General features: G+C 58.5%; 22 protein-coding genes. 4 read left to right on the forward strand and 18 right to left on the reverse strand.

Going from position 1 to position 21,191, the window contains the following annotated elements:
* Window positions 1–57 precede the first annotated feature (57 nt).
* Complete coding sequence (locus AC0L3P_RS31290) at window positions 58–687, reverse strand: hypothetical protein (protein ID WP_473307932.1); 630 nt, start codon at window positions 685–687, stop codon at window positions 58–60.
* Window positions 684–1,493 (reverse strand): hypothetical protein, encoded by an 810-nt coding sequence (locus tag AC0L3P_RS31295; protein ID WP_473307934.1) that lies wholly within the window; start codon window positions 1,491–1,493, stop codon window positions 684–686. Before AC0L3P_RS31295 ends, AC0L3P_RS31290 begins: the two co-directional genes overlap by 4 nt.
* A 629-nt stretch (window positions 1,494–2,122) precedes the next feature.
* On the opposite strand from AC0L3P_RS31295, the gene AC0L3P_RS31300 reads away from it, so the two are divergent.
* Window positions 2,123–2,302, forward strand: a complete 180-nt coding sequence (locus AC0L3P_RS31300; RefSeq protein WP_247542505.1) for a hypothetical protein — start codon at window positions 2,123–2,125, stop codon at window positions 2,300–2,302.
* A 204-nt stretch (window positions 2,303–2,506) separates the two neighbouring features.
* On the opposite strand, the gene AC0L3P_RS31305 is transcribed toward AC0L3P_RS31300, so the two are convergent.
* On the reverse strand, window positions 2,507–2,776 hold the full coding sequence (locus AC0L3P_RS31305) for a hypothetical protein (RefSeq protein ID WP_473307936.1): 270 nt from the start codon (window positions 2,774–2,776) through the stop codon (window positions 2,507–2,509).
* 2,045 nt (window positions 2,777–4,821) lie between these two features.
* Window positions 4,822–5,379 (reverse strand): DUF2939 domain-containing protein, encoded by a 558-nt coding sequence (locus AC0L3P_RS31310; RefSeq protein WP_473307939.1) that lies wholly within the window; start codon window positions 5,377–5,379, stop codon window positions 4,822–4,824.
* A gap of 1,323 nt (window positions 5,380–6,702) precedes the next feature.
* Between AC0L3P_RS31310 and AC0L3P_RS31315 the strand changes: the two genes are divergently transcribed.
* Window positions 6,703–7,584 (forward strand): hypothetical protein, encoded by an 882-nt coding sequence (locus AC0L3P_RS31315; RefSeq protein ID WP_473307943.1) that lies wholly within the window; start codon window positions 6,703–6,705, stop codon window positions 7,582–7,584.
* On the forward strand, window positions 7,502–8,425 hold the full coding sequence (locus AC0L3P_RS31320) for a vanadium-dependent haloperoxidase (protein ID WP_473307947.1): 924 nt from the start codon (window positions 7,502–7,504) through the stop codon (window positions 8,423–8,425). Before AC0L3P_RS31315 ends, AC0L3P_RS31320 begins: the two co-directional genes overlap by 83 nt.
* A 163-nt stretch (window positions 8,426–8,588) precedes the next feature.
* Here the strand turns inward: AC0L3P_RS31320 and AC0L3P_RS31325 are convergent, their stop codons facing one another.
* Entirely contained in the window at window positions 8,589–8,759 is a 171-nt protein-coding gene (locus AC0L3P_RS31325; RefSeq protein ID WP_473307950.1) for a hypothetical protein, read from the reverse strand.
* 282 nt (window positions 8,760–9,041) lie between these two features.
* Here AC0L3P_RS31325 and AC0L3P_RS31330 point away from each other — a divergent pair, with 282 nt between their 5' ends.
* Window positions 9,042–10,151 carry an HlyD family secretion protein gene (locus AC0L3P_RS31330; protein ID WP_473307952.1) on the forward strand — a complete coding sequence of 370 codons (1,110 nt, stop codon included), beginning with the start codon at window positions 9,042–9,044 and terminating at the stop codon, window positions 10,149–10,151.
* 117 nt (window positions 10,152–10,268) lie between these two features.
* On the opposite strand, the gene AC0L3P_RS31335 is transcribed toward AC0L3P_RS31330, so the two are convergent.
* The 13 genes from AC0L3P_RS31335 to AC0L3P_RS31395 form a co-directional block, all read right to left on the reverse strand.
* A complete protein-coding gene (locus AC0L3P_RS31335) occupies window positions 10,269–10,712 on the reverse strand; it encodes a hypothetical protein (protein WP_473307955.1) in 444 nt (147 codons plus the stop codon).
* Between the two features lie 424 nt (window positions 10,713–11,136).
* Entirely contained in the window at window positions 11,137–11,652 is a 516-nt protein-coding gene (locus tag AC0L3P_RS31340) for a hypothetical protein (RefSeq protein ID WP_473307957.1), read from the reverse strand.
* The gene (locus tag AC0L3P_RS31345; RefSeq protein ID WP_473307959.1) at window positions 11,634–12,191 is read right to left on the reverse strand and encodes a hypothetical protein; all 558 of its coding nucleotides are present in this window, start codon (window positions 12,189–12,191) and stop codon (window positions 11,634–11,636) included. The genes AC0L3P_RS31340 and AC0L3P_RS31345 overlap by 19 nt, the downstream gene beginning before the upstream one ends.
* A 5-nt stretch (window positions 12,192–12,196) precedes the next feature.
* Entirely contained in the window at window positions 12,197–13,015 is an 819-nt protein-coding gene (locus AC0L3P_RS31350) for a TIGR04255 family protein (RefSeq protein WP_473307961.1), read from the reverse strand.
* A gap of 89 nt (window positions 13,016–13,104) precedes the next feature.
* A complete protein-coding gene (locus tag AC0L3P_RS31355; protein WP_473307963.1) occupies window positions 13,105–13,329 on the reverse strand; it encodes a hypothetical protein in 225 nt (74 codons plus the stop codon).
* A 385-nt stretch (window positions 13,330–13,714) separates the two neighbouring features.
* Window positions 13,715–14,428 (reverse strand): FkbM family methyltransferase, encoded by a 714-nt coding sequence (locus AC0L3P_RS31360; protein WP_473307966.1) that lies wholly within the window; start codon window positions 14,426–14,428, stop codon window positions 13,715–13,717.
* Between the two features lie 362 nt (window positions 14,429–14,790).
* Window positions 14,791–15,798: a COG3904 family protein gene (locus AC0L3P_RS31365; RefSeq protein WP_473307969.1), complete on the reverse strand. Its 1,008-nt coding sequence runs from the start codon at window positions 15,796–15,798 to the stop codon at window positions 14,791–14,793.
* 83 nt (window positions 15,799–15,881) lie between these two features.
* Entirely contained in the window at window positions 15,882–16,127 is a 246-nt protein-coding gene (locus tag AC0L3P_RS31370; RefSeq protein ID WP_473307972.1) for a hypothetical protein, read from the reverse strand.
* Between the two features lie 166 nt (window positions 16,128–16,293).
* Window positions 16,294–16,755 carry a hypothetical protein gene (locus AC0L3P_RS31375; RefSeq protein WP_473307974.1) on the reverse strand — a complete coding sequence of 154 codons (462 nt, stop codon included), beginning with the start codon at window positions 16,753–16,755 and terminating at the stop codon, window positions 16,294–16,296.
* Between the two features lie 396 nt (window positions 16,756–17,151).
* Window positions 17,152–17,592, reverse strand: a complete 441-nt coding sequence (locus AC0L3P_RS31380) for a hypothetical protein (protein WP_473307977.1) — start codon at window positions 17,590–17,592, stop codon at window positions 17,152–17,154.
* Between the two features lie 76 nt (window positions 17,593–17,668).
* Window positions 17,669–18,052 carry a hypothetical protein gene (locus AC0L3P_RS31385; protein WP_473307979.1) on the reverse strand — a complete coding sequence of 128 codons (384 nt, stop codon included), beginning with the start codon at window positions 18,050–18,052 and terminating at the stop codon, window positions 17,669–17,671.
* Window positions 18,053–18,419: 367 nt separating this feature from the next.
* A complete protein-coding gene (locus AC0L3P_RS31390; RefSeq protein WP_473307981.1) occupies window positions 18,420–20,825 on the reverse strand; it encodes a DUF3987 domain-containing protein in 2,406 nt (801 codons plus the stop codon).
* 148 nt (window positions 20,826–20,973) lie between these two features.
* A complete protein-coding gene (locus tag AC0L3P_RS31395) occupies window positions 20,974–21,174 on the reverse strand; it encodes a helix-turn-helix domain-containing protein (protein WP_473307984.1) in 201 nt (66 codons plus the stop codon).
* Between the last annotated feature and the right edge of the window lie 17 nt (window positions 21,175–21,191).

Below are 21,191 nucleotides of genomic sequence, written 5' to 3' on the forward strand. Positions count from 1 at the left end.
GAACGGCGAGACATACGCTGTGCGCGTCGGCATCGAGAGCCATGTTGGTAACATCCATCACGTTCGCTGGAAGACGGCAGCCGGGAAGCACAGCGGATTGTTCTCTGTTCGGCTATCTTGAAGGACCGCCTTGTCATGACGATACTTTTCGACCGCCCGGCGCAGCCTCCGCTTCTGCTCGGTTCGTGTTTGCAGCATCATGTTAGGAAAAAGGTTGCGGATGGTGTTTAGATCGGCGCCGGGCGCTAGCTTCTCCTCATTGAGCGAGAACCACCAAAGTTGAAATACCTGTACAGGGAGTGGCAAGCGAGCCGTAACAGAAAAATAGTCCCACCAGCCGATGAATAGTGCTGCGTCATTTACCGTATCGTTGAATGCTGCCAACAGCTCGTCATCCTCCCTGCGCAGGCCCTCCTTCGTGCTCAGATGTTTGAACGCATTCCAGTATTGCCGTTGAAGACGGCGGATTTTTCCGATGTGTAGCTGCGGGTAGGTCTTCAGTATGTGGGTCGAGAAGGTGCGAATGTTCTCCGAAGCAGCTATTGCCTCAATCAATTCGCTGCCGCCACAAGCCAGACATTGCACCGCGATGGGATCCCGATCTTTGATAAACAGGTCGAGCGCGGTGCCAAGCTGATGTCGGGCAACATTCAGCTTCGTGAGAGTGTTCGGCGTCGACAGCATCATTTTGCTGTCTCTAACGAGTGCGCTCCGGCTGCTGGAGAGGCGCCAGCGTCCGTCCCAGGAGGCAAGCGATTAGCAATGTGCTCCCCCATCTGCATGACTGCGAACGCGATCGAGTTAAATTCGGCAGCCGAAAACGAGAGCCGATGACCGATTGCAAACTCCCTGGTTGGTAACTCAAGTCGGACCATTATTTCTGCGTGTGTCTGTCCTTCGTCAGGCTCGATAATGGAGCCGGCACTAACTTCGACTTCGTCGCCGTCGCGGATGTAGAAGATCTTGATTCGGGGGAAACTCAGTTTGAATGTTGGTGCGCCCTTGCAGTCTTCAGCACCGACGATGCCGCCGCGGTGCTCAAGGCAATTACGAGCCTGCTGGAGCGAGAGCGAAGCGGAGGGAAATTCAAGCGGAACGGTCAACCGCCTGTTGACTGCCCCTAGCAAGTCTTCGAATCCGGCGTGCTGGGCTTTTGATTTGAGCCGCGCAGTGAGGCTGTTGATCTGTTCCTGTGTTTCCGGCTGCTTATCCAGTAGCCCAAGATAGACATAGGCCTGCTCGAGCGTTTCTTTCGCTCCACGTACTACGTCGTGAAAGCCGCGCGCCAAGATCCAAGCTTCATAGGCGGCTTTCCGTTCGTCGGCGCTTAGCTCGGGCGACTTGAAATTGATAAAGTTTGCTGCTTGCGGAGGCTTTGACAGGTCAGTGCCCGCCATGGCAGCGAATGCGAAGTCGACCATTTCTGTGGAGCGAACCACCGCTACTTGAACGGGTTGTCTGATGGCATTTCGATTCAAGACCAATCGAGGCATCTCGCCTCCAAACGCGATTGTGGCAATCTGATCAAAGGGGAAGCACACCGCCAAGGCATGCAATCGGCAGGGCCGCCATCCAACCGCAACCGAAGCGGGAGCGCAAGGCGCAGCGCAACATAGCCCGTAGGCTTTTAGTTGGGGATCACTTCCCGTCGGCCGTTTTGCCGGCGCGACTCAGGAGCGGCTTTCCGTAGCGCAATTAAGCGCTGTGTGGAGGCGACCATGTCGCGTGTCCAAGCATATCGGTCACATGAGGAGCGTAGTGCGGCCAGGCGGAAATGGATGAACGTCCCTGCCGGCATGACAGTAGAGAACCCGCTGGTGCGGCAATGCCGCAGATAAAGGCGGATCTAGATGCTGCGCGTGTGAAAGCTTCTCGCTAGCTAAAATCCCTAGCGTAAGTGGCCGGCCGGTTCACGGTGGCGGGTCCCTGTGCTAGCACCGCGGGTACCGTGCCGATCGTGCGGAACGTCGCGGCGTCGGTCGCAGGAGCAGCCTTTTAGCCGTTCCTGCGACCTTCACTTTTGAGGCTCCGGCGCTCGGATCCCCAATTAAATCAGCTTTCGTTTCCAAACTCGCTGAGGTTGTGACTGGAAAAGTACCGACTCTGAGTGCATGATAGGCAGATGCAGGTGCAATGCCCAAAATGCAAGGTGATCGTCGCCATTGGCAAAGCCAAGTGGTTCTTCGACGGCGGCGAATGTAGGGAGCTTCGCGGTACCGTCGCGGGCGATGCTAAGGAATATGAAAAGTGCTCGGTCCTCATCGAAGCTGTGTCGACCGTCAGGAAGAATGCCGCCACCTAGGCGAGTGCCTTCGTCCCGTGTCGCCGGGGTGAGCAAGAGCGAACCTCCCAAAAACCAGCCAAAGCGCGGATGCTCCCAGCTGCGTGGTCTCGCCGAGAGGCGGCCCCGGCTTTGGGGAGACATGGGGTTAAGGGGCCGGGGCCGCTCCGCCAGCTCAGGGCGCCGAGCCAGCGCGGATTCATGCAGAATGTACCCGGCTGGTTCCTAACGGAGCGCCATGAGGTTATTCCCAGGCGCCAACAGCCGCACGTATGTTCCACTCTCATGCAGCTCTAGCCAACCCTTCTCGATGGCGCACCTGATGCCGGCGCCGAACTCGGGGCCGCTTCCCTTGAGCGTGTAGAGGAAGGGATAGTTGATCTTCTCAATGTGGATGCGGCCGTCCTGGACCGGCTCTACGCTGGCGGCGAGCTTGAGCAGCTTGCGGGCTGCGGCTTGTGGATCGGCAAAAGGGCGTTCGGTGACGTGCTTCATCGCTGGAATCAAAACCTCGCGTCCCTGCTTGGCCTGACTTGCCCGCGGCTGTCATGCCAGTTCGGGACGATATGCACAGATCCTGCGGCGCCGCATGCCGAGCAGACCAGGCGCAAGCCGACGCGCGACCACGGCTGATCTCGCGGGAGTGTGTCGAGCCGCACGTCGACCCTGCGATCGCAACGGCCGTTCAGGCATTGGATGTTGCAGGTCACATGGCCGTCGGCCAGCCATTCCGCAGGGCTGCGGGGCGGATAGTGGCCGGACCATTTCGTGTATCGGCGAGTGCGCATGCCGCCAGCAAAGCGGCATCGTAAGTTCATCGCAAATTATCGATTCCTAGTAGCTCCAGACCCGCGCGAGCTACTGCGTGTCGTGGGTGTGGAAAAGCCGGTTGCACAAGAAGCGCAACCGGCAGCGCGGCAAATGCGCGGCGGGTGAGGCGGAGAAGCCGCCCCGCGGGTTCTATCGTTTAATACGCGCTGCTCGAAGATTTGCATTCGTAGGCGAGCGTGACCAGGTTTTGCCCGCACTTCATCTCAGAACTAGAGCGGCTGGTGGTCCCAAAGAGATTGACCCGGGATTCGTGAGAACACTTTTGAAGAGACTAGCAAGGCCGCCCCGCTGGCGGGCCTGTTCCAATTTGGTGGAACGGTCTAGGGCGCCGACGGTTGGAATATGCCCTCGGGTGTCGTTTCACGTTAAAAGCCTGAGGCGAATAGGGAAGGTAATCTTCGGCCTCAGGTCCGCCCCGTCATGGGGCCGCTTTTCGGCAAGCCTGACCGAAAGATGAGTAACACAACTGAAATGCGTCCCCCGGAAGAGGGTGGCATCGCCGCGGAACGTCGCGGCTTCGACGCTGGCAGTCTAACCGAAGCCCCTTTCGTACGGAGGCCCGCCTGCGGTTGAAGTCGCGGCGCCCAAAGGGAGGGCGCCGGCTCCGGAGCGCGCTGGTGGACAGTCCTGACGGCATCTTACGCGGTCGCCCTTCTCGTCATTGGCGGACCAGCTTGGACCGCGTACCGGCCAGCATCGTGTAGGCGAGGCGCCGCCAGATCAGGTTCATTAGAACTAGCATGTGGCATCCCCCGTGTTCGATACCGGCACCTTCGATTCCCTCTGTTCAGCGAGATTTCGCGGGGGGGGAATGGCTTCGTGCATTGTTGCGATGGCGGCGGGTTCAGCCCTCACAGCATATGATCTGTTCACAGCCGGCAGAAGGCCTTCACCCCAGGCAAGAAGGAGCCCCGGTTCACGCTGGCGGGGCTTTCGGCTTTGGATTACCTGCGGCACGAGAGGCGCCCTCCAAGGCCGCTTCGATGGTCTTGAGCCGCGTACCTCGGCGGGATCTTCCGTTTTGCTGCTTAGGCGCGGATGATCGGGACACTCGCGTAACTAGCCACAGATCGCTGCGGCAGCTGGCGCACTCATAACGCTTCAGTTCGTAGCCTTCAGTCACGGGGAAAACAGCTTTGAGGAGTCGAGCTTGGCTACAAACGGTGCATCCGGCTTCGCCATTCACGATCGCCTCCCGCAAGCAATTTGGCCGCAATGATCGAAATCAGAACTGAGTCTCGGTTCAGGAGCAATAGCGGCTCACGCTGGCGGGGGCCTGTTTCGATTCGGCAGGGCGGTAGTTGCCCGGAGGTGTAAACGCCGATCGATGGATTTACCGTCCTCACCTTTGGGCGGTCCGGCAATGGCGCGCGGCGGTGACAAGGAAAAGGCGCCAACCCTCATCTGCAGCAGATGTCAGCGGCCAATGGAGTTTCTCGCGTTGCTGCCCGCAATTGCAAACCTACCCGCCGCCTACGCCTACAGGTGCATGCGCTGCCTGAGGGTTGAAACCATCGTTCTGGGCTGAGGGAAGGCGCCGCCAGAGGACTGCTTGGGTTGAGCTCGAAAGTCTGAGGCGAGCGTTTCATCTGCCACGAGACGAACTCGTCTCCTGCATCAAGGCCTTCCCCGCAGACCAGCAACGGCTGGTTGTCGGACGTGGCGCTGAGTAGAGCGCGAACCTCGCTTCTCCTCTGAACGTGGTGGGCTCAGCGCGTTGGTAGCCGGTCCACTATGCTGGACAAGACCTTCGGCGGCAACGTGATGCCGGATAGCTTCCAGGTCGCCCCTTCATAATGCAGGCTAACGCTCCCGGCGTCCTGATTTTCTCCGAGCTTTACCGCAAACTCGACCGGCTTCACTGGCGTCATCCGTCCCGCGAGAACAAAGATGTTCGACGCGTCGAGCTCGGCCAGCGACGACATCGTCCCAAACGTGATGTTTTCTGCTGCGTTGCGAACGGTGCCGCTGCTCAAAAGTACGGATAAGTTTTCCGATGTCATGAGCTTGACCGCGAGGTCGTCGGCAATTGTCGCACCGAATGCGTTGATTGCCATCCGTTCGAATGGCCGCACCGGCCGCTTTTGGCCAATGCGATCGAGGTATGCGGACACAACCTGGTCGAGGATCGAATGCCGGATGCGCGGCAAATTCGTACGGGCCATCACCTTAGCGCCATCTCCGCTTTGCACGGCCGAAACTAGGGTCCAGGCAGCAACGAAGGCTGACCCGGCATAGATGAAGAGGCAGATCAGGAACGCCGCCACGATGCCACGATCCACCTCATGGAGCGGCAATCATGGTGTAAAGGGCATTGTTCCAAGATGCGATCGGCAAGGACCTCTGACGCCTCTTGCGCGGCTGTCACCATGGATCGATCTGTTCGTCAAAACAGCGCTTGGAGAGGCTCAGGGGGAAGCCCTTCATCCATCGGGGAATGCCTCAAGCAAGGTCCGATCGATTTGGTTGTCGTTGTCAGGAGGGCTGAGAGCTCCTGCGTTCCAGCTTGGTGGCGCGAGGCGGCGGAATCGGACAGACAGGGCGCCCGGCTTGCGACTTCGAACGCGGCGCGAAGTAGGGGGTGTGAAGCGTATTGGGGGCACACCGCGGGTGCTGCGCTCTGCTTCTTCGACCAGACCTCGAAGATGTTCCAATTCTGAGAGCTGAGAACTGAGTTCGCTAAGTTGGTTGACGTAAAGGATTGCGCGAGAGCCTCGCATAAATATCCTCCGCAGCACAAAAAGCACTATCAGGACGGCGTCAGAGCAAAAGAGCGCGAGTAGCAAAAGTAAAAGACTACCAGAGGTAAAATAGCGGATTAATATGTCAGCCTCACTGCGGCAGGGTGTCGCTGCTTCAGCGCGGTTGACGCACGCCGCTCTCTCAAGGACTGCCATGGAAAGTGGCGCTTAGCCGAAAACGATTTTTTCAATGCCGTGCGCGCGGTTTTACGCGAAAATGACAAACCGGAGAAAATCCCGGCCTAAAAGTGCACGGTGCCCTTGGCTCACCGCTGCCGCGACGATTCCATTTTAAGGGGGGCGCAGCACGTTCCGTTAGTTACCACGAGGCTGCCGACGTAAACAGGCAATCTTGAGGGACCTGGTGCCGTGTGGGCCTCCCCAATACCTCTTCGAAGTTCTCTGCGCGGCTTTCGCGTTCGCGAAACCGCCAGCTAGCGCGGAGCAATCGGCGCCCGTATCGACCATTGCAAAAGTCCACCTAAAGGGGTCATCGGGCTTGGGATCTTGAACCCGATCCCATGAAAACCCGAGCTTGATGCACAGTCCGCCGCGGATTGGATCAGGCGTTTCTACGCCCCGGCCGTCCAGCCTCAGCACCGGAATTGTCAGCCCAATCATCGTATCAGCGACTCTCGTTGAGGTTTGCGGTGAGGTTCGTCAGCGAGCGGCCCAATCCTAGTTGCGTTAAGGGCCAATAACGGTCATCGGCACTGTCTCATTCGATCATACTGTATTCGATCATACTGTGAAGCACCTCACACACTTCAGGACGGCAGGCGCGATAGAGCTTGTCGGCAAGCAGCGTGCGCCAATGGTGGCCGCACTATGGCTCGGAGGAGAACCTCAATGGTTATCGCTTACCCCAAGCGTCATCCGCCATTCCCGGCCCCGACAGGGACTGCCGTCCGAAAGCTGGTCGATACGGCGTCGGGTGATCTTGTTCAGGCCTCCGAGCTGCACTTTCATAAGGCTCTGCAACATGACAGTGACGGCCGCGTAGTGCCCGCCTCGTTTAAATCGTTTTTGAAGGCCCTTAACGAGCATAGCCCAGAAGATTTTCAGAACATCGTCACGGCAGGAAAACGTCCGCTGGTCAATCCGCAAGCAGGCCTCGCGGCCGATCGGATGACCGCGGCTGGTTGGCTATTTTCATTTCCGAAAGCGCCGGAACAAGACGGAAAACACGACACCACCGCAGCAGAAATGATTGAGCTTTACTGGATGGCGCTCCTCCGTGACGTCAACTTCGCCGATTATCCCGGGAATGCGCTCGCGCAAGCGGCTGCGACTGAGCTGAGCGCCCTTAAGCTCTATGCCAATCCAGCAACGAGCGCTCACCCAACCTATCAGGCCCGGACTGTCACGCCGGCAACACTATTTAGAGGTGGCGAATGGATTCCTGCCGGACAAACAAACCACGAACATCTCGGACCCTATATTTCACAATTTCTTTGGTTCGATGTACCGTTTGGTTCATGGTTGTTCAAACAGGTTGAGGGGCGCGCTGTCGACACAGACTATCAGGTCGGCGGTGTTCCTCACATGATCTCGTGGGATGACTGGCTTAAAGTGCAAGATGGCGAACCTCATGCTTCCTCGAAGACAATGCCCCTGAGTACACCGGGGCGCTATATTCAGAAAGGGTGTGATCTCGCGCGAGGCGTATCTGAACGCTGCGCTAATTCTACTTGCCTCAAAGGCCGAGCTGGATGCGGGAAATCCCTATAAGCGGCCTGCGCCAATCTTTCCTCGTGAAGAGGGGTTCGGAACGTTTGGCTCGCCGTTCATACTTTCGCTAGTGTGCGAAGTTTCCAAATGCGCACTGAAGGCCGTGTGGTATCAGAAGTTTGTCGGGAACCTTCGCCTGCGACCGGAAGCTTTTGGCGGCTTGGTCCACCGCGCGCTGCACCCGTCTGGCTTGAAAGCCGCCGAGGCGAAAGTGGCGCTCTCAAGCGGCCTCGCGGTTCTGGAAGGATCAAAGAGCTCTGGCGGCGCGGTTGCGAGAATTAGGCAAGCTAATGCTGCTCACGGCTCCAACTCCGATACCTATCTCTTGCCGATGTGTTTCAAGGATGGTTCGCCGGCGCATGGCTCCTACGGCGCAGGACACGCCACAGTGGCCGGCGCATGTGTCACAGTGCTCAAGGCGTATTTCGCGGGCTCCCAAAAACTCAAAGATGTCGGGATCACGCCTGTGATGCCGGACCCCACCACGGATGGAAAAACATTAACGGATGTCGGTGTGCCGGATGCCAACGACCTAACCATCGGAGGTGAACTCGACAAGTTAGCTTCCAACATCGCGACCGGCCGTAACATGGCGGGCGTGCATTGGCGCACCGATTACAGCGCGTCCGTACTTCTTGGTCAGCGGATCGCAACGAGCGTCCTGTATCACCAGCGGCGCGACTACCACGAGCGTCCCTGGAAGTTCAGCTATCTGAGCTTTGGCGGAAAGGTGGTTGAAGTCGAGCAGGACAAGGTCACTTATGACGGTGCCACGATCCTCGATGGAGACGATGACCTTGACCCGGCTCTGGAGGCGGCCAAGCTTTCGATTATCGTGTAGTGTCGGCTCTTTCATCTAGAGTGAGTTGTTGATTGGGCCCGCTGCGATGGCAAACGTCATGCCGCCGCGGGCCCTCGACAATTTATCATTCCGAATCGCACTTGCCCGCTTTGGGTCAAAAGCGGACATGCGTCCACTCCCTCAGGGGCAGTGGACGGCGCCCTCAAGCGTCCTCAGGCGGTAACTTCGCGACCAGATGAGGCCAGTTGCGCTCGATGATGCCGCGCATCTCCGCGTCGACTTCGTCGATGGTGTCGAACATCTCAAGCCGGATGCGCAGCTCTTCCAGTTGATGCGGTTCGAGCACGTGGCCTTGGTAGACTTCGATTGGCATGGCCTTGTACTTGATCTGCCCGCCGGCGAGCCGCCTGAAATCCTGGTGTCCGTTAAGGGCGGTTATCGGACATCAGAAATAGCCGATGCAGCATGTCGCCTAAGAGCCAATACCGGAAGTGATCGCTCTTGTTCCAATCGGAGGACTCAGGCAACCGCTTCAGCAGCTTTACCGGGTAATTCCGAACGCCCGCCGAAATTGCATATCTTAGAGGCGTCGTTCGGGGCAGCATCGCTATTGGGTGGAGGCTCCAAGACTGAGCCGAACATGGGGAGGTCTGTCATGCTTATAATTCTGTGCCTCTACCTCGTCGCGCTTTGGGCCGTATTCTCGAAATTCAGGCTGGCGCGATGGGGCTGGTTGTCCGGTACCTTCTCGCTGCTCGTGGGCGCGTTTATCCTCGCGACATTTCTCGCGCTCTTCAATTATCTCACGCCATCCGGACGCGTGACGGTGACTGGCCGCGTGGTGGAAGTGACCCCGAATGTGACCGGCCAAATTGTCGCCATCCCGGTCAAACCGAACGTGCCAGTAAAAGCGAATGACATACTGTTCCAGATCGACCCAGCGCCGTTTCAGTACAAGGTTGCGCAGTTGCAGGCGTCACTCGCCGGGGCAAAGCAGCAAACCGAGATACTGAAAGCTAATTACGATCAGACTACAGCGAACGTCGTCGGTCTAACCGAGCAGGTAGCCTTCAACTTGAAGCGCCTTCGGGATATTCAGAAGCTCTACGAGGAGGAGGCCAACACGCAATTTCAGGCTCAGGACCGCCAAAATGCGTATGATACGATCCTAGCGCAGTTGAACATCGCCAAGGGCGCGCAGCAGAGCGCCAAACTGGCGCTGGATTCTGAAATAGGCGGCGTCAACACGACCGTCGCGCAGCTTCAGGCTCAACTCGACAATGCCACATGGGAATTGTCGCAGACTTCCATGCTCGCACCTGCGGACGGATACGTCACCGTCGTAGCGTTGACCGTCGGCGACCGGGCGTTGCAGGCGCGCTCTGCGATGTCGTTTATTGTCGAGAAGGAGATCACGCTAGTCGGCCTGTTCGCGCAAAATGGCTTTCAGACCATCAAGGAGGGTGCTGCCGTCGATATCGTTTTCGACAACGTCCCCGGCCGCATCTATCACGCGAAGATCATTGAGATTCCGAAAGGCATAGGTCAGGGACAGATTGCCGTGTCGGGGACGCTTGCTCGCACCAGCGCGCTGGGCGGCGCGACAACGTTTCCGGCGATCATATCGATACCCGACGAAATGAGCCGTGAGTCGCTTCGGTTGGGAATGTCAGGTAGCGTCACGGCCTTTGCCGAAAAGGCGGGCGTGATCGGCCTTCTTGCCTCCATTCTCGTCTGGATCAGTTCATATACCGCTTACCTCTAACAGTGCTGGACCGACGACGCCGCTCGGTTGTCGGCTATGGGTCAAAAGCCGACGCCGGCAGGAGGAGGGCGTTACTCTCCTGGAGTCCGCTAAGGGCTGTTATCGGACCTCAGAGCCTTAGGGCTGTGTCCTGCGGTGTTTTTCAGTGGCGGTTAGGCTGCCCGGGTCTAGCTGGCCACCTTGAATCGCATCGATGCGTATTGCAACGTGATAGAGGTCTTGGCGCCACTGCTTAAGAACTTCAGCATGGCCAGCGTATATCTTGGCAAACATTTCATGATTCAAGGGGGGAGGTGCGTCTATCCTGTTGTCCTCTCCATCCGCCCGGCCCAAAACTGCAACCACATCAGCTGCCAGCGAGCTTCCAAGCAAACCAAGGTTAGGAATGTTGGAAACAAATACCGGCGCTTTAATATTGGGAAATAAGATCCGGGTCGTGTCGGGCACTGGCAGTCGCTGCTTCTGAAATGCTTCATGCATCTTGGCGAAGATCTGGGAGTTCGTTTCTGCCCCCGCGACTTTTTTCCAGACTATGACCGTTTCAGCCCACAAAGCTGACATGAGAACGTCTCTTTCGTTCTTGCGCTTGTCGGCCTCAACGCTGCGCCCGAGTTCAACTTGATGGATGCGTGCCTCCCTGTCGAGTTCAGATTGTGTCCGCTGAGAGCGAACGAGATTTGCGAAACCTCGCCGAGCTTGCTGGCCAACAATGGCGAGCCCTATGACGGCCCCGCAGAGAGTTGCAGTACCTGGGTCGATCTTCCAACTGGATCGAGCTGCGGCTCAAGCAACGTTGAGACCGAATATCGCGATGGTGGACATAAGCGCGACCCGATGAGCAGACGGTGCCGGGACTGGTGATCGTGGTCCACGAGAAAGCGCCGGCGCCCGATGCGGCGGGCATGGTGATCGACCTTACGCCAAACCCAAGCTCTTGAGCCCTTTGAAGCATCATCTCCGAAGGCTCAGTGGGCACGAGCCGCCATCAAAAGAGATGAAAGCGGCCCTTACTAGCCAGCCGTCGCGCGAATTGGGTCGATCTAAACTCGTCGAGTGCTCGCACAAATTCGACGCCGCAATGGGATTTTGAACCTACCGGATTTTTCGCATTCGGCGCCACCGGACGATGGCGATATGCTTCAGCAACCTGCGTGTCGTGGTCTTTGAATTCCCAGACCCCATCGGGGGTCCGATCCACCGCGACATTACTTTTCCGAGCCACATCGCAATATTCAAAAACCGTATGCACGCTGAGGGCTGCCTTTCCCTTTCCGTCCTGCCAGTTCTGCCGATGGTATTTCGCTATCTGCTGCAGTGATTCGACCTCGGTCGAATTTACGGAAAGGTGACTGTTAGCGATCGGATCCAAGTTTTTGATATGATCCGGTTCGAATGCTGCAACAGCAGCGCGCGCACCGGAAAGCCGATGCTCTTCGAAAATGTACCTTGCCAGGCGAGAACTCGCCGCAAAAGTCGGTTTCTCTAACCTTCGGCGCGCCATTGCAGCGGCTTTGCACGATGGCTGAGCAGAATCATTGCAACGAGTTCGTTGTTCTCGGCACCCTCGAGGATATGCCCCTTGTTCATGAGCCCAAAAAGCACTGCGGTTCGAGCGAACTTGATGTCCAATCGTTCCTCAGGGGACTTGAACCACTCTGCGGTTAAGGAGCCATCGGATGACAACGAGATCTCCGGCTCAGTAGCTTCGACTTTGATCTTCATCCATAGATCGAGAAAGTCAGCCAGCGAAGATGGACGCAACCGCTCGCTCGATCGGGCAGTTGAAAAGTGGAATCGATCCGAGGCCAAACGCAGGAGTCTGGCGTAGAATCTCCTGGAGAGTCCCGAAACCTGCAGCTTCGTCCAGTTTGCAGAAATCGCAGCGGGAAGACTCTCTGTGGAAACTATCGCGGCGCTTTGCGAGGGTGAACGAACGCGCGGCTGCGTGCGTCCGAAGCTAGCGGTCGTTGTCGCGGCCGAAGCGTCGTCGAACTGGCCCTCAATTTCGAACTGCGTGAGGCTGGTGGGGAAATCCATCATGGCGGTCAGCTGAATTTGTCCAAAACAATGGGGCGCATAAAGCGCTTGAAGAATGGGCTCGTCACGTCGTGCGCACTATCGAGCCATTTCTCAAGGATCGGGATAAACTTCGCACCACCTCGAAATTTTGGCAGGTCATGAAGTAACACAACTTTCGTTTCCATGCGTATTATTGCCGGCCCGGTCGGGCCCTTGCGAGCCGATGCAAGATCAAGAACGAAGGTGCCTCCACGCTTGAGCGGACGTTGGATCTGCACACGCCCTTCGGATTGCGCGCCGAATGTTGCCGACGGAAAGAGCGATTCCGACGCCTGTAGGCTCAAATGTGTGCCTGCGTTTGCGAATTCAACGATGTCGGTAGTATCTAGGAGCGTCTCGTCGAAAGCATCAATGTATCGCAGCTCCAAATGAACCGGTTCGAACGGAAAGCCCTCCAGTTGCGGATAGCTCTCAAAAAATGTCTTCAGCCCGCGCAGTGTTTGCATCCGAAAGGATGCCCAAGTGTAATCAGTCGACTGATTGCTAGCGAACACTCCCGGACCGATTTGTAGGATCGGAAAGCTTGCCTCGGGGGCCGTGAAGTACCGGCGACAAACCGAGTGGCCAATCACCTCTTCGGGCCGAACCATATCCTTAACAAACGAAAACCCCGTCTTGGCAGCCCGCGGTGTGAATGCCGCCATCAGTGGATGTATACCTGGATCGGTGATTAGGGGCGGATTGCCTTGCAGCTTCCATCGCAGCTCAAATACTACCTCGGCCAAGGGTGCGTTGGGCAGACGATCAAGAGCCTTCTTCTTTTTTGCCGCAGCCTTTTTACCCATAGTTCTTGCCCCGAATATGTGCCGGAATAGCACCTAGGAGGCGGTTCTGCAAATGCATCAATCCGGTCGGTCCTATACGCCCGCGCACATCAGTTCTTGATCCGGTTCTCGCGCACGTCTTTTAGGATCGCTTCGTAGGTCGCTATAACCTGCTTGTTGCGATCGATTGCCTCCTGGGTAACGTCTCTCCATGCGCCGGTGCCCTCGCGCTCGCCGAGCTTCATCCTCCCTGATTCGAGGGGCTCGAGATCGCGCCTCAGTACCTCAAGCTGCTTCTCGACGCCTTCGGCGTATTCGCGCCAGTCGACGGCCATTGTTAGTCCTCCCTGCGGTCGCAACAAGCGTGGCGCAACCGGAGGGCGAGTGCAACGCCTCAGTTAGTAGGCCTCGCGCGCCACCCGTTCTCCTGATGCGGGATGGTGGCGGTGATATCGACGTCTCTGCCCGAGGACTGGCGCCCTGCCGCAACCCCGAAGCACAAGGTCAGCGTCAACGCAGTCCCCAGCAGCAGGACGGATAGGAACTGGCTCACGCGCACCCCCACAACCGGAACATGATGAGGCAGCGATCAGGCGTGGGCGAGTCGGAAAATGCAGGCCGGCTGACGTAGAGGCAGTTTTCCCCAGGTTGTAGAACGGTGGATTGGCACCTTCGACCTTGGGACCTGCCGCGACCCAGGAGCGCCCATCCGCAGCGCAACTATTTATCTGGAGCTCTCGTGGGCATGGCCCACATCTCTCGCTCGGCGATTGGCTGCAGTAGGAAGTTGTGGCGTTTGAGAATGGCGGGGGCTTCTGCGAGAGTTTGATCATGCAGTGCGAGGAAGATGGCCGTCCTCTGCTCTGAGAGCAGACGGGAGGCTCCAGCAAACGCGCGTGTTTCGGCTCCTTCTATATCCATTTTGATTAGATCCGGGACAGGAAAGTCGTCCAGCGCAACGGTCTGAACAGGCATTCCCGTTTCGGCGAGCGTCCCCATGTAGCCGTATTTCCCGAGGTGCGCATTGGTCGCGAAAAAAGCCATCCCGCTTTGGTCGGAGACGGCGGCTTCGATCAGTTCGACGTTTTTGACGCCGTTGATGTGCAGGTGCCTGCGAAGCTTCTTTGCATTTTCCGGATTCGCTTCGAAGGCAAACACCCGGCCTTGATGCCCAACAAGCCGAGAGAGCATCAGCGTGTAGTATCCTGCGTGCGCACCAACGTCGAATACCGTCATTCCCGGTTTTACCCGTGCAGCGATCGATTTTGCGATGACGCGTTCGTATGTGCCGAGCCAGCAACTATGATTACCGGCCCCGACAACCCACTTCAGGCCACGGTTCGGCCCCATCAGGATTCGCGCCACAGCGGTTGGCGAGACGATCTGCAATGGCAACCGCAGGAGCCATCCTAACGGCTGGTTCGGGGCAAGCATCCGGCGCGCCCTCCATGTCTCGACTGAGCCACAGCTTGTCGCAACAAGAGAGCGCATCCTGCCACCGCGACCCCGGTGGAGCAACCGCGACCGCGAACGAAGCGCGCCAAGCGGGGGACGGGTGATCCCTTTCCGGAAGCGGCGAGAGCCCTAGTGCAAGACCCGACTGGCCTCTGCGAGTCGGACCCTTTCTCTCAACTCATCGAGCTCATCGATCGCGTCCAGCAATTTCACTAGCTCGCGGGCGATATGTGTCAAACTGGGCTTCGGGCGTCGTAAGATCCGCTGTCGCTGTCCCATCGATGCACGCCTCCATGCTCTGGGAGGTCCAATTGGCAAAGAGCGTGCCGGGAAGAGGACATCTATTGGTCCGCGACCTTCGACCAAACTCCCTTGCTGTCCTTCATGTCACGATGCGAAGTGCCGTCGTCCCAGTTGATGCAGGTTCGGACATCCTGGAAATCGTTCAAGGTGCATGCCTCACGCGCAATGACCTTGCCGTTCATGTCCTCGACCGTCTTCAAAAACGCGACTTTGCCTTGATTGTCCAAGTAGCTCAGGCCGATGTTACACACCTTCAGTTCGGGCTGGCAGGAGCGACTAAAAAGCGGCTTCCCGTTATTCTGACTCGCTGATTTTTCCATCGCCCTGTTGACAATTTCTCCCCTAGTCGGACTGGCATTGGGCGTTGTTCTTGCAGCGGAGAGCCCCGCTCCAGAAGGTGATAACGACAAAGGTGAATTCGGTGGGGTTTGTTGCAGACTGGCAACTGGCGGAGTGAGTTGAGAGGGGCGGCCCATCATGGTGACGCCCATCGACTGAAGTTCCTGCGGGCTCAGCCAAACCATGTCTTGTGGAGACGTAACGACTATGCGGCCGATGATTGTGGATGGGACGCCCAACTCTTTTGCGATTTTGGCCATCGATACCGTCGCAGCGCCTGATGCCGCCGTTTCCTCTCCATTTTCTCCGGACGCTCCGTGAACTCCAACTTGCGCTCCGTAGCCGGCGTTCTTGGTAGAGCCGGCAGCAAACATCAGAAAGCACGCCGAAGCGCACACCGCTGCCTTGCCCACGTTGGTGGATGTTTTGCCGAACCTTATGGCGTCAGCGATCTTTACCCCCTCGAGCAAATTGCCGCCGGGAGAATCCAGTCTAACGTTGGCGACAAATTTTCCGGCATCATTGGCTTGCCGAACTGACTGCGAAAACTTGTCGGCGTCACCAGGTACAATCTCCCCAGTGATCCAGATCGTTGCTTGGCCAGATTTACCAACGCCGACTTTTACTTCGGCAGAATGGACCATGCGTGGAAACAGGGCGAGCGCAAGCAGCAAGAGGACTGAAGATATTGGGCGCGACTTAGCCATTACCTTTCGCCTTAAAAAGAAAGGCGTCCGAGCTCGTTGTCGCTAGTTGGCGACAATTCGTCGAACGTCTTGAATGGTTGGAATCAATAACGCGGCGTCCGGTGACCCGTCTGACCGGTGGACGGATTGTAATTGCCGCTGGTGCCGAAGTTGTCGCGTTGGGTGCTATTCGGATTGGTCGCGACGTAGGGCGCCACGTAAGTCCCGGTGCTGCGAGTGTATCCGGACGAGCTGTGGGTACTCGGATTTGAGCCGGTGCCGCTGAGATACTGCGCTTGTGCGGCGGTTGTGGCGAGCGCCAGTGCGGCAGCCAAAATGAGCTGTTTCATTCTTATCCCCCCAAAAGGTTTTATCGAATGCCGTATGCAACCACGTTGCAGAGTGCGGGTCGAGTCCGACCATCGGATGAGCAGGATTATCCTACCGGTACAGTTGCCATCCCTCGAGACGCTGGAGGACCTCCTGTCGCTGGCAGGGAGGACAGCGGTCATGCGGTCAGCCGCCCACGGCAACACGTGTCCATCGGATCGGCCGGTTGGCGAAACTGGTGTTGAAGTAGCCCTTCGGCGGCGTAGGCACCTCATATAGTTTGCAGATGCGCATGAGCACGTGCTTTTTAAGACCCAGGCGACTTGCGACCGCCGCCATCGGCGCGTTCCAGACGCGAAAGCCGAGTTCGCTTCGCGAGATGCCGGTGTACCTTTCGACGGCGTCGTTCTGAAGGGCGGCAAGGCGGTCGACCAGTTGCTGGCCGCGGGCCGCCGCGAGCATCGCTTGTTTGATCTCAGGTGAGGGCTCGTACGGTACCTTGTCCATTGCCGCAGTCGTCGCATCCGGCGGCGCCGGGTGTGGCGGCTTGTCACTAGCGCCGACGTCCTCCGGCGGCGACCATGATTGGCGGTCGGGGTTACGCGTGAATATCGCTTTGACTTCGAGGACGTCCTGTTCGTTGCGCATGCTTTGCTCTCCCATGAGCCCCCTGCATGCTTTTGGGATCACTGAAATTGCGGCCCGTCAACCGTAGGTCGTTTGTCGGTTTTATCGACTTCGCCCGAAAGTACCTTCGTACCGGGCTTTTCCTGCGCTTCTCGCGTTTTGTCTGGTCGGCTCCGCTCGCTAAACCCGGCACGCGAATGTGGGTCACTCCGAATCACTATCGAGTTTGTGCGTTTTGGCGATTTCTTATGCGCGACTTTGGCGCCCGAACGGGGTTGTAGCGCCCCGTGTTCGGCTGTCCGGGCTACGTCGCAAGGACGACAACTGAGAGGATTACTTTTCGCGCGGCAGCTCGCAGGCGCGCCTGCCGCGCTATCCGGCTGCGCAGCGGAGAACAACGGTCCTCGACGAATGTAATCAAGTCGGCGGGCGGACGCCGGCGACAGCAGCGGCGTGGAGCATTTTCTCGCGTCCGAAGAGATTGAACGGCTCGCCCTCGCTCCCTTCGATCAACGTTTGCGCCTGCAGTCTCATGAACTCGTCGGCGTATTCGCGCCCCTGCGTTTGTTCGATCGCAGTGTATTGTTGATTCAGTCTCGCAATCAGCCGATCGCCGGACCAGCGAACGATCGTTTGCTGGATGCGAACCATCCAATAGGCCACGAACACAGGAGCACCGGCGACGATAAGCGAGAGGTAAAGCGGCGAGAGCCAATTCACCTGTCCGTCGAAAGTCCGAGCAACCCACCAATACGGCTCATGCCAGAAGAGCACAGCCAGGCCCGCGATGACCCCCAGCAGCGCGATCGCACTCGCGAATCCCAAGGTGAACACCGTGTAGAACCGACCGCGGGGCATCGGGAAGACCTCCGTTCTTGGCTCAACGCCAGATTGCCGCAGCTGGAAGGCCCCCGCAAGCCCTCCACAAGGCCACTCAGTCGAGATAAGAGGGGCGCTGGACGCGTTGGACCGCGAGGAGGGCCCGTTGGATCGCCCGCTCTCTGCGCGCCCTCAGCAGCGCCGCCGCCGTAGGCTTCTTCGGCCGTGCCTTCGAGCGCTTCTTCCTGACCTTCTTGACAGGAATAGGTATGCCGGGCGCGTGGTGGAGTTCGCAGCGCTTGTTGAGCTGGCCTTTTCGGATCCTGCTCTTGGTCGTGAGAGCCCTGAAGGTGCGGTCACAACCGGGTTCGGCACAAACCGACTGATAGCGGATCATCTCGACGTAGCGGTCGTCGCGGGTCCAATGATCCTTGGTGCCGAGGATCTGGTACCGCCGGCCTCGGGACTTGAAGGAGCGGCCAGGAGCGAAGCGGTTCATGGGTGCCTCCCGTATTGCGGGCGCATGCCCGCGACCTGGATGAGGGCGAAAGTCGGGGCGGGCGCCCCGACCGCGGAGGAGCGGCCAGCAGGGAAGCGTGTCAGCGGTGTCAGCGGATTCCGCCTAAATGGACTCAGGGGAAAGTAGAGGTAAGAGGGGGTAAAAAGCCTTGGTGTATCCGCGCGCGCAAGTGACACCGCTGACACCTCCGCTGCTGGCGACGGCTTCAAGGCCTCCTTGCCGTCAGCGGTGTCAGCGGTTGTCAGCGCATCGCGCCGGGCGCAGTCCACCGTGTCAGGCCGCAAATCGAGAGCCAATGACGCTGACAGCGTTGACACCCGCTGACAGCGCTGACGGTCTCGCATTTTCATAGCGAAGCTCCTGTAGCGGCTCGCCGAACGCTCGCGGCCTCAGCGATCTCGCCGCGGACGGCATCCCGGCGTTCAGTTTCGGCCCGCCGAATGTCGTCGAAGCGCCCATCGTGAACTGCCGGATTGATCCGCCAGCTGGCAGGATCGGAGTTCGTCATTCGAATCCATCCGTCAGCCTCAAGGCGGCCCATCACCGCGAGCAACTGCTTCCGGTTTCGGCCCAGGCTGCGCGGCCGCGCTCTTCCGACCTCCCTGGCGGTTATTCGCTCCGAATTGCGCGTCAGAATGTAGCCGGCGATCCAGCGGGCTTCGTGATCGTGGCCGGCACTGTCGAGGACGGTCGTATGGATGAACAGGGCGTGGGCGTAGAGAAACTCTTCCACATACCGTCGAGCTCGCCTGGCGGTGTCGGCTGAGATGAGTTCATCGGGTGGTGTTTCCAATGCTTCCGCGATGATGGCCCACTCGATCAAATGGAAAGCCAAAGCGTAGCGGCCGAACTCGGCGTCCGTCTTGGCCAACCAGGTCTTCAGACCCGAGGGGATATCGGGCCGGGCCATCTCACGGGATTTGAACGCCTTGATGGCCCACAGTTCCTCCGCGGCTCGCTGGTCAAAGCGGTAGGTAGCGTCCTCGAGACCGGCGAGCGCCAATGCCACGCGCGGAATAGCCGCCTCAATCGCAGGAATCTCGGGATTGTCTTCGCCAAGTCCGAGCTGCCGAATGGCGATCAAGGCGAACCGTTGAAGCAGACCGTCGGTTGCGAGGTCGGGGGCTAGCCTGGCGATGAGGTCGTCTTGGATTCCTCCAATGATCGACACCGCGAGATTTGGCGCCTCCACAGAGCCGCGACCTTGCCGATCCACACGGTAGGGGCCGCCTTCTTTCGCCTCGAGCCAAAGCGCCCTGTCTTTGGAGCCCTTCGACCGATAGGCGTCCATGCCGCCCAACCATCCCGATAGTTCGTCGGAATACTGAATCAACGGCGCAACTTCCGGGGTCTCGGCAAGGCGAGTGACAATCGCCTCCGTCGTGCTGTCATTTGAGATTTTTGACCGCGACTTAGGTGGCGTCGGTTTCACGATCACGTCAGCCGGATGCAGATACTCCTGCGCGTGTTCTTCGGTCTTTTTCTTCGCCGGCTTTTGTGCCGAAAACGCCAGTTCCGCCCGATCGAACTCGGACAACTCCTTGGCGAATGCCACCGACCAACGTTCGTTGACCGGGTTGGCGAAAGCGAGCGCAGCCTTCACCGCGGCCGACTTGGCGGAGCCCGGGTCGCCGACAAGCGCGGTCCACAAGACGCAGAGCACCGACCAGGAGCTCCGGTTTTGATACATTTGCAGCCGATTGGTCGCCGGGATCAGCGAACCCACGACAGCTACGGCGGCCGCGGTAATAGCGTCTTGGTTCACGCCAAGCGATCGCGCCCGGTCCCTTCCGAACGCGTTCAGAAAAGGCGGAACGATGCCGTCGAGCATGTCTTCTGGCGGCTTCTCCTGTTTCCACAGATCGGCGGGTTCATCCCAATCGCCGGCCGGCTGGGGTCGCCCGTCCACTTCAACAGCCTCGAACTCCACTTCTGCGCATGCGATGCCGGGAGGATCCTGCGCGTACGTGTAGGCGTTGGCCACGCGCGTTTCGATGTGCTCGTGACTCTTACCTTCGGCGCCCGACCAATGGTCGACGATCAACTCAAGGCATTTTTCCTGGCTGATGCCGAAATCGCGGACGGAGCAGGCCACGACGTATGTTCCATGCGCGGGCGCGCCGGCGGTGAGGTAAGATATCGCCCGTTCAATGTTGGTAGGTTGATCGAGCTCGACCAAGGGGCTGGCGCGATCGAGAGCAGATCGCTCGCGGGGACGTCCGCATGCTGCGGCCCAAGTCTCGGGCAGCTCGGCGATACCTTCCTGGTTTGTGAGGTCGTATTTTTTTCCGTCAATGGTGCTTCCACAGCCAACCACGTAACCGCCGACGCATTTTACATCGACCCCGGGCCCAAGCTTGGAATTGCTGTTCCCAAGCGGCCAGGGCGCTACAAAGTAGCGGTGCTCGCCTCCAGACGCGGTGCTGAAAGTCGTCGTCGTCGGCAGCTTTCCAAGCTGGTCCTCCAGCTCCGCAATCGACTGCAACCCCGGTTTGCCGTCTTTGATATCGATATCAAGAACGACCAGAACGCCATTCTGGAGCGGTAGACCCGTGCGAATGCCGATGTTGCAGGCGCGATAGCTGCCGCCCCACAGCTTCCTCACTTTACCTGCGTCGCGAGTGGCTACGTCCTTCCAATTCCGATCTAGCGCCGGCGTTTTTTGATTTGGAAGTAACGGGAAGACGTCGAACCCCAACTCGGCGAGGCCAAGCGCGGTTCGTTGATTGTCAACGATCGTTGTGTTATTCATCTCTCACGTTTTCAGTTCTGGCCCCGTTCGACCTGGCAGTCGGCGGGGCCATTCTTTTGGCGCCCGCGGGGACGTGGTTGTTTGGCCCTCATTATCTGGTGTTCGGGAATGCTTGGCCGGCGAAGGGCGCGCGCGCGCGTTGGCAGCTTTAGGCCGCTTCTGTTTCCGAGGTGGATTTACGTCGGCGGCTCCACATCCAAGCATCAAGATCGGTTACGTCGTAGAGCACGCGGCTTGGAATAGGCGTGATGTAAGCGGGGCCGCCACCCCGCACGCGCAAGCGCTCGAGCGTGGCAGTCGACAGTCGAACGTGCTTGGCGGCTTCTTTCGTGTCGAGAAATTGCTGCATCTTCCTCTCCGTTTAGA

The sequence above is a fragment of the Bradyrhizobium sp. WSM4874 genome (assembly GCF_055811835.1).